The sequence below is a fragment of the Enterococcus sp. AZ167 genome, assembly GCF_051714025.1.
GTDB classification, from domain to species: domain Bacteria; phylum Bacillota; class Bacilli; order Lactobacillales; family Enterococcaceae; genus Enterococcus_D; species Enterococcus_D casseliflavus.
The window spans coordinates 1,112,022-1,124,577 of record NZ_JBIORB010000001.1; the positions used below are offsets into that span (position 1 = coordinate 1,112,022).

General features: G+C 43.6%; 11 protein-coding genes. 3 read left to right on the plus strand and 8 right to left on the minus strand.

Translation table 11 applies throughout. The features are described from left to right. Positions 1-4 precede the first annotated feature (4 nt). On the plus strand, positions 5-1,810 hold the full coding sequence (locus IGJ05_RS05255; protein WP_142437061.1) for an ABC transporter permease: 1,806 nt from the start codon (positions 5-7) through the stop codon (positions 1,808-1,810). Between the two features lie 104 nt (positions 1,811-1,914). Here IGJ05_RS05255 and IGJ05_RS05260 read toward each other — a convergent pair whose 3' ends face one another. The 4 genes from IGJ05_RS05260 to IGJ05_RS05275 all read right to left on the minus strand — a co-directional run bounded on the left by IGJ05_RS05260 (position 1,915) and on the right by IGJ05_RS05275 (position 5,463). After that, complete coding sequence (locus IGJ05_RS05260) at positions 1,915-2,622, minus strand: demethylmenaquinone methyltransferase (protein ID WP_142437060.1); 708 nt, start codon at positions 2,620-2,622, stop codon at positions 1,915-1,917. Between the two features lie 159 nt (positions 2,623-2,781). Then, positions 2,782-3,510 carry a GntR family transcriptional regulator gene (locus IGJ05_RS05265; protein WP_096741361.1) on the minus strand — a complete coding sequence of 243 codons (729 nt, stop codon included), beginning with the start codon at positions 3,508-3,510 and terminating at the stop codon, positions 2,782-2,784. Between the two features lie 101 nt (positions 3,511-3,611). Further along, the gene (gene celB / locus IGJ05_RS05270) at positions 3,612-4,967 is read right to left on the minus strand and encodes a PTS cellobiose transporter subunit IIC (RefSeq protein WP_015509420.1); all 1,356 of its coding nucleotides are present in this window, start codon (positions 4,965-4,967) and stop codon (positions 3,612-3,614) included. Then, positions 4,951-5,463 carry a hypothetical protein gene (locus tag IGJ05_RS05275; RefSeq protein WP_015509419.1) on the minus strand — a complete coding sequence of 171 codons (513 nt, stop codon included), beginning with the start codon at positions 5,461-5,463 and terminating at the stop codon, positions 4,951-4,953. The genes celB and IGJ05_RS05275 overlap by 17 nt, the downstream gene beginning before the upstream one ends. 418 nt (positions 5,464-5,881) lie before the next feature. On the opposite strand from IGJ05_RS05275, the gene IGJ05_RS05280 reads away from it, so the two are divergent. Further along, the gene (locus IGJ05_RS05280) at positions 5,882-6,250 is read left to right on the plus strand and encodes an iron chaperone (RefSeq protein ID WP_096741362.1); all 369 of its coding nucleotides are present in this window, start codon (positions 5,882-5,884) and stop codon (positions 6,248-6,250) included. Between the two features lie 77 nt (positions 6,251-6,327). Here the strand turns inward: IGJ05_RS05280 and IGJ05_RS05285 are convergent, their stop codons facing one another. Continuing rightward, positions 6,328-7,668 carry a peptidoglycan DD-metalloendopeptidase family protein gene (locus IGJ05_RS05285; RefSeq protein WP_142437059.1) on the minus strand — a complete coding sequence of 447 codons (1,341 nt, stop codon included), beginning with the start codon at positions 7,666-7,668 and terminating at the stop codon, positions 6,328-6,330. A gap of 284 nt (positions 7,669-7,952) precedes the next feature. Here IGJ05_RS05285 and IGJ05_RS05290 point away from each other — a divergent pair, with 284 nt between their 5' ends. Beyond that, complete coding sequence (locus tag IGJ05_RS05290) at positions 7,953-8,384, plus strand: GNAT family N-acetyltransferase (protein WP_142437058.1); 432 nt, start codon at positions 7,953-7,955, stop codon at positions 8,382-8,384. A 286-nt stretch (positions 8,385-8,670) separates the two neighbouring features. On the opposite strand, the gene IGJ05_RS05295 is transcribed toward IGJ05_RS05290, so the two are convergent. Genes IGJ05_RS05295 through IGJ05_RS05305 form a run of 3 tightly spaced genes read right to left on the minus strand, consistent with a single transcriptional unit; the run spans position 8,671 to position 12,533 of the window. Then, positions 8,671-9,372, minus strand: a complete 702-nt coding sequence (locus tag IGJ05_RS05295) for a response regulator transcription factor (RefSeq protein WP_086294957.1) — start codon at positions 9,370-9,372, stop codon at positions 8,671-8,673. Positions 9,373-9,383: 11 nt separating this feature from the next. Next, positions 9,384-11,984, minus strand: a complete 2,601-nt coding sequence (locus tag IGJ05_RS05300) for a sensor histidine kinase (RefSeq protein ID WP_142437057.1) — start codon at positions 11,982-11,984, stop codon at positions 9,384-9,386. Positions 11,985-11,996: 12 nt separating this feature from the next. After that, complete coding sequence (locus IGJ05_RS05305) at positions 11,997-12,533, minus strand: potassium-transporting ATPase subunit C (protein ID WP_128487539.1); 537 nt, start codon at positions 12,531-12,533, stop codon at positions 11,997-11,999. Positions 12,534-12,556: the final 23 nt, after the last annotated feature.

Genomic DNA, 12,556 nt, shown 5'->3' on the forward strand with positions numbered 1-12,556 from the left:
ACACATGCTTTGGAAACTATCACTTACCGGGATCAAAGCTCGGTTGAAGGATTATATCGTCCTCTTTTCTGGTTTAGTCATGGCTTCAGCCATCTTTTATATGTTCGAATCAATGGCAAGTAATGAAGCCTTTTTAAAAAGCAACTCGATCATCAGTATGGTGGTCTTTATCTTTCGTTTTGGTTCGGTCTTATTAGGGATCATCACCTTTGCCTACATCTTATACGCCAATTCTTTCTTGATGGCGATGCGGCAAAAAGACTATGCCATGTTTATGATGTTAGGAGCCAAAGGACGAAAGATCGCCCAAATGATTTTTATCGAAACCTTTATGGTAGGTATCGTTGCCACCGCCGTCGGCTCTATCTTAGGGATCGGCTTAGCTAGTGGTGTCAATACTTTGCTAGTCAATCAATTAAACTTGCAGATCACCCATTATGCAGCATTTAGTCCAGAGGCATTGATCGTAACCGTCGTCTTCTTCTCGGTTCTCTTTTTGATTGCTGCCATCTTCAATGCACGGGCAATTGCCAAAAAATCGATTTTAGCATTACTACGAGAAACAAGCACGCCCGCACAAGTCAAACAACGGCCATTCTTGCTCTTCTTGCAAACCATTTTAGGTCTTTGTTCCTTAGCCATCGGCTATTATATGATGAGCGATTTGATGACCTTCCAATTGATCGGGATCGGCATCGCCCTTGTCACGATCGTTCTTGGCACATACCTAGTCTTTCGTTCGGTGATCATCGCTCTTTTATCCCTATTAAAGAAGAACGATACGATCGCATTGAAAAAGTTAAACAATTTCACCTTGTCACAATTAAGCTTTCGGATTCGTGAGTATACCCAGATGCTTTCGATGGTGGCGATGCTTTTTGCTCTAGCATTAGGTGCCTTGACGGTTGGTCTTGGCTTTAAAAACGAGATCCCTATCTTGGCAAAAACTGTTGCCCCTTATGACTTGTATTTGAACAATGCCCAAAACGCCTCTGACGAAAAAGTCAATGCGTTAAACCCGACCCTTGATGTGACCTACAGCATGAAAGAAACGGATGACACCATTTATTACGTGAAGGAACAATTCAACGAAAACAACTTGCTCAGCTCCAGTATGGATCAGTTGAGTGTCGATGTTACTTACAACAAGCTGACTGGCGATCAATTAGCTTCTGATGTAACCGCCCAAGATCAATTGCGTAGCTACCTCTTACCAGAACAACGAGGTAAGGAGATCCAAATCGTCGATCAAACCGCTTTTGGTGCGGTCAATGCACCGGAAACCAGCTTGCGAATGGTACAAGTCAAAGACTTCCAAGCAAGCTACGATGCGTTGCGTGATTTGGCGCAAGCAAATCAAGACGCAAATTCTTCAGAAACCGCCGATATGAATTTTTCACAACGGGTCTTCGCTTACGACAGCTATAACGGGATTTTCTCTGGTTTTGAATTTATGGGCTTCTTCCTGGGTATCGCCTTCTTGACGATGTTAGCTAGCTGCCTGATGTTCAAAATTCTTTCAGGGGCAAACAGCGATATTCAACGTTACACGATGCTGAAAAAAATCGGTACCCGCACGCGTTTACTGAAAAGCTCGATCCGCAAAGAGATCGGCGTGCTCTTCCTAGTTCCCGGTATCTTAGGAATGATCCATGTCTTGTTCGGTCTAAAAATGTTCACCACCTTGATGATCGATCCGTACCATGACCTATGGCTACCTTTTGGTATCTTTATCGCCCTCTACGCCATTTATTACGTGGTGACCATTGGGTTATACACCAACATTGTTTTAAATCCAAAGAAAAAATAACAATCACTCTCTGAATTGCTCAACGCAAAGAGACCATCAAGCCATAAAGGGCATGATGGTCTCTTTCATTTTTTCGTTTTTTCTCGCACAAAGGGAAAGCAATCTTATGGTTTGACCCCTAGATGCATCGCCGCCGCACCTCCTGCATAGCTTTTGACTTGCAACACATCAAAGCCAGCTGTCTGAAATTCTCGTTTCAATGCCTCCTTGTCAGGAAAATCCCGTGCAGACTCCTGCAGCCAAGAGTATTCTTGATAGCTTTTGGCGAACAGTTTGCCAAATAACGGCATGACATGGTGAAAATAAAAAGTAAACAGTTGCCGCCAGCCGATCAGTGTGGGTTGTGATGTTTCGAGACAAACGATTTTCCCGCCTGGGCGCAGCACCCGATGGATCTCTGCCAAGACTTGTTGGCGATCCGCGACATTTCTCAACCCGAATCCGATCGTCACATAATCAAAGTGCTCGTCTGGAAAGCTTAATGCCATCGCATTGCCAGTCTGCCACTGGATCTGTGTTTGTTGCTTTTTCTTTGCCTTTTCTTTGGCAACCGTTAACATTTCTTCGCTAAAATCAACGCCGGTCACTTGCCCCGCCGGACCGACCGCTTCATTCAACGCAAACGCCCAATCCCCGGTACCGCAACATAAATCTAATATCTCAGCACCCATTGGTACTGCCATTCGTTTCATGGTGTCCTTGCGCCATCGTTTGTGCAGCTGAAAGGAGATAATACCGTTCATTCGATCATAACGGGAAGCGATCGATTCAAATACATCATGTACTTTGGTTTCTTTGGCTGTTGTTGCCATTGCGGCACGTCCTTTCTTTTCCTCGTTTTAGACGCTAAATTCTCAACGTTTAGCTGCCAGTTGCTAAAAGCTGCTGATAATTTTAGTCTAGCACGAAAAAACGAGGGGAACAAAGACCATGCTTGTCATCGTTTTTAGTCGATTTGCATTGTTAATAACTTAAAGTATTATCTTTTTGTGCATATACAAGGTTGCCATCCGATAATCATAATGAATCATCGAAAATGCTAATAGTTCGCCATTTTTTAAGTAACTATCATCCCTTACAATCAATGCTGGCATGCCTTCTTCTAAATGAAAGAAGGCAGCTTGTTCCTTCGTTAACGGTTTGCTTTGGATAAACTTGTCGATGAAGGCGACTGTCAGTTGTTTTTCTTCTGCCAAAGCTTGGAACATTGACCCTTCCATCATCGTTTCGGAGATCTCCCCTACGATTTCAGGTATATAATAGGAACGTTCAATCAAATAGGGTTTGTCATCTAATGTGCGAAAACGTTGGACTTCGATAAAGTGTTGATCTTTCGCAAATTGTTTTTGACTTGGAAGAAACAGCGCCTCTGATACTTTGACCAGCCGCTTTGAGGCTTTGACCGTTCGAATGTTTTTCTCGCCCCGGGTCAAGTCTTCATTGAAGCCAAGATCTCCTTGTTCAATGGCCGGTTTTTGGTTGTTTTGAAAGCGAATATACGAGCCGCGGCCTTGCATCTGGTAGATCCAGCCCATCTTGCTCAATTTATTGAGGGCTTGACGTAACGTATAACGAGAAACTGGATAAATTGCCAAAAGCTCTCGTTCACTAGGCATCTTCCCCTGCTCATTTCCAATATCACCCGCTTCAATTTTTCTGATCAATTCCGCTGCTAAGTCTTCAATGCTGAGTTTCGTCATTTGCCTACTCCTTTCCTTCGGATTCTCTACTACTATTATCATCTTTGGCGTAAAAAAAGCCAGCTATTTTTCATAGCCGGCTTATCAAAAAAACGGATTGATTATGCCTTCGTTGCGTTTGCTTGTTCGTCCTTGTATAATTTGCCATCATACATTTTGATGAATGGGAACCAAATCAAGAAAGCAACAACTGCACAGATGATTGCTAAGACAAAGGCACGCCAGTCACCACCTGAACCAATAAAGCCAGATAATCCAATTGGGGTCGGCCACGCTACTTGAGCAATCGGTGGGTTAACAAAGCCTAAGTTGATGCCAAAATAAGCAACGGACATTGAAGCCATTGGTGCTAAGAAGAATGGGATCGCTGTGTACGGGTTGTATACCACTGGCATCCCGAACAAAATCGGTTCATTGATATTGAAGAAGGATGGCACGATCGCTGCTTTTCCTAAAGCACTTAACTGCGCTGATTTTGCAAAGAAGGCGATGAAAATCACCATTCCTAACGTCGCTCCTGAACCACCGATCGTAACGAAACTGTTGTTAAACTCACCCGCAAAGGCAATGTTGGCACCATTTTGGTTTTCCACCATATTTGACAATACGATTGGCGTCAAGAATGAGGTCACGATCGTTGCCCCATGAATACCGACGATCCATAGTGCATGCATGAAGAAGTAGATAACAAGCAGTCCGATCCAGGTACTGGTCAATTGCGTCACGAAACTAAACGGAATCGCAATGACTTTAAAAATATCTGTGCCCATTGCGACTAATGCACCATTGATAACGATCACAGCTAATGAAGTCAGTGCCGTTGGAATCAATGCCGTGAAAGAGGAAGATACTCCTGTTGGCACTGTGTCAGGCATTTTAATGACAATATTGCGTTTCACACAGAATGCGTAGATTTTTACGGCAATGATCGCCATGATGATCGCTGTAAAGATCCCAGTTGTTCCTAAACGAGTAACGCCGCCAGCCATTTCCCACCCATCGATGATTTTTTGGTCATCAGAAATCACATTGACTAGTGTTGCCATACCGCCTTCAAAAACTAGTTGTGGCAAGCACATAAAGAACGCCATCATTGAAAGCAATGCACCATTGACTGGGCTAAGAACGATTTTTTCTTCTTGCGCTTGGATTTTTGTATACTCGTAACCAAACACGACACAGAAGTAAAGAGCTAAAATCCCCATTGTTGCGGTATTACCTAACATGTAAAGATTTTGAATTTTATCGAATGACGCACTCCAAATACCTTCTAATGCAGGGAAGCTTTGTGGCAAAACACTGACGATCAAGAACATCGATCCTACGATAGTGAAAGGAATCGACGCCATCCCAGCTGCCATGACCCCACGAACGATCCGTAATTGTGAGATTTTCCCCATTGGACCCATTAAGTAGCGGTCCAAGAAGGCAAACATTTTGTTATTTTCTGAATCCATTGACTGTTCCTCCTTGAGTTTCAAATGTAGTCAAATACGTGAAATATTTGTCGCGGTCATGCTCGATCAACCACGCTTTACGCTGAATGAACAAACACGCCATCATGCCGACAGAAAACAAGGCAAGTAAGATCCCTCTACCCGATTGATTCATAAAAGGAATCAACGTTGCTTGCTGCCCGATCAAAATACCAAAAATTGCAATGAGATTGACGCCGAATTGGAGCCAATAACCGATCTTTGTCACCAGTAAACGATTCGATTGCTGCCAATATTTTTGAGTTTGTTCAATAAGTATAAGTCCATCAACGATCAATAAGGCAATGGGAATCAAACCAGCCCATGTCCATTGAGACAGACTCAATAGAGTCCAATAAAGATTGACAAAGAAAAAGATCGCAGTCATATAACGAAAAAGTAAAAAACGATTAAACCGCATACTTTTGTTTGCATATTCTTTCTTGGCTGCTTGGGTTACCGGTTTCCTTTTGGTCACAAGTCCTCCTCCTTTCGTTTTGCTTTCGCTCAACAACTTGTTCGAACAAGTTATATTCTAGCAGAATTCTTGTTGAATGCAACCGATTTCTTTTTGAAAGTGTTCTCTGAAAATAATCTGCTTTTTCATTCGTTATTTCTGAAAAGTTAAGCGAATCTCAAGGAACCTTGCAGGATAGCGAGGGAATCTTCCTGACTCTTGGCTTTTGTTCGAGTAGAAAAAAGTTATTTTTAGCATTCGTTTTTGCAAACAGTGTTTGTTCCTGAAGGCTTTATCCCCCAAACAAGGCAACAGGTTTGTAAACTTGCTAACTTTACAGTACACTCTAAGTAACAAAATGTTTGATTTCGAACACGCGTTATTTTTAGTGATCGACATTCCCTGTACTCGTTCCTTAAAACGAAAGGAGATCCTCCCAATGGATGTATTAGAAACTTACTTAACCAGCATTGAAGAGCCAGTAAAGCAAGAAAAACTGCGTGCCTTATTTGCCGCTATTACCAAGAAATTTCCTGACCTCGTTCCAGTCATCAAGTGGAATCAGCCGATGTTCACCGCCCATGAGACCTTTATTATCGGTTTCAGCGTTTCAAAACCGCATTTTTCTGTCTCCCCTGAAACCAAGTGTCTTGAACAGTTTGCCGATGCCATCGAAAAAGCTGGCTACAGCCATACGGATAACATTTTTCGCATCAAGTGGACTGAGCCGATCGATCAAGCATTGATTGAAGACATGATCGCTTTCAACCTGAAAGACAAAGCGGAGATGACCCGCTTTTGGCGCTGAGCCAATTTAGACTTCGTAAAAGAAGAGCAACCCAAAAAACCGCAGAAGCCTGTTCGCTTCTGCGGTTTTTCTGACTATTATAAGCCTAATTCTGGCGCCGGATCAAAGAATCCAGACCATAAGCTTGTTGACATCCCTAAATGTAGATGGACGCCAGTTGAATTCCCAGTCGTTCCCATACCGCCAACATATTGTCTAGCTGAGACGCTTTGTCCGACCGAGACAGCTGGCAGCGTACTAAAGTGCATGTAGTAGCTGTAAACGCCATTGGCATGTTTGATGATCACATAGTTACCAGTTGACGGACCATAGCCCGCTTCAACGACTTCGCCTGCTTGGATCGCATAGATCGGCGTTCCTGTCCCCCCAGTAAAGTCGATGCCATTATGTTGATTTCCTGATGCACCTGTTGGATCTGTTCGATACCCAAAACGACTCGAAATATGAACCGAATCGACTGGCATTTGCCATCCACCTGTGCTTGCTTGTTCCTTTGGCTCAGCTGCTTGCTGCACAGGTGCAGGCGTAGCTGCAGTTTTTTCTGACGACACCGATTTTTCTGGCGCCACTGCGGCTTCCGTCTTCGGCTGGTCTGCTGCCACTGCTGCTTGTTGAACGGCAGGACTTTCAGCGGTTTCAGCTGACTTGGCTTCTGCTGCTTGCTGACGTTTTGCTGCTTCTTCTGCTTCTTTGCGCGCTTTTGCTTCTTGTGCTTCTTGTTCAGCCAGTTGCTTCAACGCTGCTTCTTTTTGCCGTTGTGCTTCTGCTTTGTCCGCTTCCAATTGGTCTTTTTTCTCTTCTTCGGTGTTCAACGCCAAGGCAAGGTCGGCTAGTGCAACTTCTTGATTCAATTTGACATCAGCTAATTCCGCTTGTTTTCCTTGCAATGCGTTTGACTGCTCTTCGATCGCAACCAATTGTTCCTGCAACTCTTTTTCCAATTTCTGGCTTGTTGCAATATCTTCTTGCTGTTGTTCGACAATGCTATTGCTGGCATTCATGATCGTTACTGAAGCGATCGCCCGTTGAATAGCTTCTCCGATGGACTCCGCATCAACGATTTTTTGGAACAAACGATTGGAAGGTTCCGACGTTTGAATGTCACGCGCTTGATTCGCCAGTACTTCTGTGCGCTTGATGATTTTCTCTTCAAGGACTTGGATTTCTTGTGCCAAGGCATTGACTTCTTCTTCCGTCGTCGTTTTCTTTTGTAGGATTGCTTGGATTTCTCCTTCAATCGATTGAATCTCTGCCTCTGTAGATCGTTTCAGTGATTCTAATGAGGTGGATTCATTTTTTATGTCATTGATTTTTTCATTTTGCTGCTGGATCTTCTGATCAAAGCTGTCTGCGGATACCGTCACGACAGGCAGCGTCAGCAAAACAAGTGAACTTGCAACCAAAAGTGTCTTTTTCATTTTTTCTCCTTAACTAGATGTGTCTTATCGCTTTCTTTAGCATACCGAAAGATTTCACTCTTGGGGCTGTTTTCACACAAATAACATCTGGCTGCAAGAAATTGACATCTAGCTGAAACAAAATTGTTAGAATATTTCAACGAAAAAGATTGCTTTTCTTCGTCATTTAACCTTCGTTACTTATCAATTGGTTCATCTCCTGTCCGATTGCCTACGAAAATGCCGCGATTTCCAGTAATCAGCAGTGGACCTATGCTATACTGAATAAAAAAACGGAGGTTCTCATGATACAACAAGTGACCAAATTTACCGATTCTGAATTAGAAACTATCGCCCAGATTTGGCTGCAAAGCAATTTGGATGCCCATGACTTTATCTCAGCTGCCCATTGGCAAGATAACTATGACTTTGTGAAAAAAGCCTTTGCCGATGCCCTTATCTACACCTATTCGGTGGATGATCAGCCCGTCGGCTTCATCGGGTTGTTGGACGATTATATCGCTGGTATTTTCGTTTTGAAAGACTATCGTGCCCTCGGCATTGGTAAGCAGCTTTTACAAAAAGTACAAGCAGAACACGAGAAGCTGACTCTGAATGTCTACCAAAAAAATACAGCTGCTATTGCGTTTTATCTCAAACATGGCTTTACCATCGTTTCTGAACAAGTGGATTCTGATACCAATGAAATCGAAAACACCATGGAGTGGCATCGTTGATGCTGCTTTTTTTCAATTTTTTCTACCTGTTAGTTAATTAACTCTTTGGAAACTGTATAATAAAAAAGCAGTATGACTGATCAAACAACCTATTTCCCAGCAATACATATAGGACTAATAAACAAAATTTGAATGAGCGACATTTTCCCCTTCGTGCAGTCTCTTCTCACCTTGGATTAGCACTGTCTTATGGTATAAAGCTGTGGATACTATGGTAATTGATGCAATGAAAGTAAATAGCCTCCTCCTAAAGTTTAGGAAGAGGCTATTTACAGTTGAAACGAATTTATTCAGAGAGTTCTGCTGGGTACTCCCGCAAGCGATACCCGACGCCGATTTCAGTGATCAAATATTCTGGCTGCAGCGTATTGGTTTCGATTTTTTTGCGAATGTTTGAGATATTGACTCGCAAAGTTTGTGCATCCGCTGCAAAAGGTCCCCAGACTTCGCTGGTGAGCGTATCATAAGTGACGACTTTGCCTAAATTCTTGAACATAACTGCCATGATGCGGTATTCGTTTTTGGTCAAATGGATCTCATTTTGATTCTTGTACAGGATTTTTTTCTCAAAATCGATCGTTAACTCCTTGTTTACAAGAATTGGGCTGCTGCTAAAGGCAGTTGTCTCCTTGTGCCGTAGTGCCGTGCGAATGCGGGCAAATAACTCATTGGTACTGAAGGGCTTCGTTACATAATCATCGGCACCGAGGTCTAATGCTTGCACTTTGTCTTGTTCATCTTTGCGAGCAGAGATCACGATGATCGGTGTGTTCATGCGCTTACGAATGATTTTCAACAGCTCCATGCCGTCAATGTCCGGTAAGCCCAGATCCAGCAAGATGAAGTCGATGGTTTCTTCCTGCAAGAGCATCAATGCCTCCATGCCAGTGCCGACTGACGTAAAATTGTAATGCTCTCTTTGCAAGACGACTTCCATAAAATCAACGATATTCGAATCATCTTCAATCAATAAAAAATGTCGCTGCATGTTCTCCCTCCTTACTGCTTTAAATAAATACGAAAGATCGTACTGCCTGCTTTCGTTTCGATTGCTAATTTGCCTTCATGGGCATGGATGATGGTTTTGACGATACTCAGTCCGATGCCTAATCCATTTTTTGAATCCACCGGCACTTCGGTGTCATTGGTCAAATTCGCTTGGATTTTTTGGTATTGTCCTAAGGGGATCTCCCCTTGGTTTTCGATTTCAATGACCACATCCTGCTCTTGAGAAACTCGCAAGAAAATCGGTGTATCGGCGGTTCCATGGCGAACCCCATTTTCAATCAAATTAAACAAGGCTTGTTCGATCAAGATGGGATCGACTTGGACAAAAATCAGCTGATCAGGCATCTTCACAATGATTTTTAGTTGCGGATAGACTTTTTTTAGGTGTGTCAAAACCGCTTCGATAATTTCCTCGATCGGTTCTTCACTGCGCTTGACCGCCATATTGGTCAAGTTGATGCGGGTCACCGACAGTAAGTTTTCGACCATGCGGATCAACCACTGGGATTCACTTTGGATGTCTCCTAGCAGCTTTTGTTTCGTTTCCTTTTTGATCACGCCTTCGGTTTCACTCAATGTTTCGGCAATGCCAGAAATCGTCGTCAAGGGGGTCCGCAAGTCATGGGAGACCGCACGCAGTAAATTGCTGCGGACTTTTTCCCGTTCGTTTTCTAATTGGATCTGTTCTTTCTCACTCGCTAATGAGACTTGCTCCAACACGGTCGCGATTTGGGTGATTACAAGGCGCAAGTAATTCAATTGACTATTGGCCAACTGATGCTCCTCGTTGCGTTCTACCCCAAGGGCGCCTAGTGGTTTGCCGTTTAAAACGATCGGCAAGTAGAACCCATTGGCACCAATCAGAGTATCTGTGCCGCGACCGGCTTCTTTTTGATTTTTCACGACCCAAAAAGCGACGGCTTTCTCATCCTTGCCAGTCAGTTGAGACAGTGTTTCTCTTGAAGAATGCAGACTTCTTAAATGGCCTTCTCTGTCATATAACGCCACTTCTCGCTGGAGCAAACGTGCCAAATAGGTGGTCGTACTTTCATAGATTTCTTGCTCATTCCGTGTTTCCATGTATTGTTTGTTCAGTTCATACAATATCTCCATTTGATGCTCTTTTTCCTTAGCATTTTCTGCTTGGGTCTTCAATCGAACCATCAAGTTACTGATCATCAAGGCAACGATCAGCATGATCACTAATGTGATTGGATAGCCTGCTTTATAGACCGTCAAGGAATACAAGGGTTCGACAAAGAACCAGTTGTAAGAAAGGACACTAATGATCGATGCCATGGCACTCCATAGATAGCCACTCGTGTAACGGGCCACTAAGAGAACAAAAAAGATGTAGACCAGCATCAAGTTCTGATCGCCGAAATGCAGGTACTGCATGCCTTCTGTCACTAAAGTAGCGAGCATGATCAACCCAAAGGTCAAGGTGAAATCTCGACCGCCACCTTCAAATAGTTGCGAAAACGTCAGCCGTGGTCGCTGCATTTTTTCTTTAAAAGGAATCAAATGGATCTCAATATCATCTAGGCGCCGAATCAAGCGGTCTTCTAAATCCTCGACAAACAATTTTTGGAACCACTTTTGAGAAACCTTTTTTCCCATGATAATGTCACTGGCACCCGTCATTTTGGCATACTCTACGATGGTTTCAAAACTGTCATCCGCTTCAATGTTGATGACTTCTGCACCCAAACGTTCTGCCAACGGCACTTCGGTAGGTGTATCATCTAACGATCGAACTTGGATGACCGTCCATTCGGCACCCACTCCTTGGGCTAAGCGAGCGGTCCAACGAATGCATTTTTCTGCCATTTTCGGCAAGCGATCATCAATGATGGTCAAAAGCTTGCTTTGAACTCGTTTTCGACCGCCGTTCATTTGATTGATATGATTGGAAGCTTTTTGGATCGCTAATCCCCGCAGGTGATCAAGTTTTTCTGGTGTAAAAAAGTTTTTTAGCGCTCGTTTGGCATTTTCATCAGCATAGATTTTTCCTTGTTCCAATCGATCGATCAGTTCGTCTGGTTCAACATCCACTACCCGCAAGCTGGCGTGCTGGAAAAAGGTGTCGGGGACTGTTTCTCTGACTTCCACTTCCGTGACCTTTTCCACGATATCATTGAGACTTTCGATATGTTGGACATTGATGGTCGTGTAGACGGTGATTCCTGCATTCAATAATTCATCGACATCTTGGTAACGTTTTTTGTTTCGCGCACCAATGGGGTTGGTATGTGCCAACTCATCGATCAAGACGATATCTGGTTTTAGTTGGATCAGTCGATCGATATCTGGCTCATAAAGGGTCAATTGCTTGTGCTGGTATTGCTTTAATGGTACTTGTGGTAACCCTTCAAGCAATCGATTGGTATCGGGACGTTTGTGGGGTTCGATATAGCCGATCACCACATTTTTGCCCATGAGCAAACACTCATGGGCTTCGGTTAACATCGTATAGGTTTTTCCGACACCGGCAGCAAAACCGAAAAACACCCGTAGTTTGCCACGTTTAGGTCCAAAGCCTGCTTGCAGCAGTATCTCTTCTGGGATCGTCTGCTGGTTGTTTTCACTCATAGATGCTTCCCCCTATTCCTCGGGTAATTGATCGAGCTGCTGATTCAAGGTCATGATATTGACGTATTCTCTGTTGGAGAACAGATCAGCTACTTTATTCCTGTTTATTATATCATGAATTATTTGTTCATCGATGCCTCTTGTGTCAGCGATTCGTGGCAGTTGAAAAAGTGCCGCTTCGACACTGATATCAGGATCGACGCCACTACCCGAAGCGGTCACGAGATCGATCGGCACACTGGTTTGGGTTGGGTTTTCTGCCAGCAACGTCGCTGTCCGCTCAGCTACAGTCTTTTTTTGGGTCGTATCATAGGGCGACAATTGTGAAACGGTTTGATCACGCCCTTGGAAGTAACCTGCTTGGTCAAAGGGTTGCGCAATTAGCTCAGATCCTTTGACTGCTCCGTCTTCCACGATTTGACTGCCGTTGGCTTGATGGGCAAAAAAGACTTGTCCGACACCAGTGACCAACAATGTATAGAGACCGCCAAATAGCACGGTACTAACTAGTAAAAATTTGATACTGGCAAAGAGGGTGTTCTTCATCATGTTTTCCTCCTAAATGACTCCTT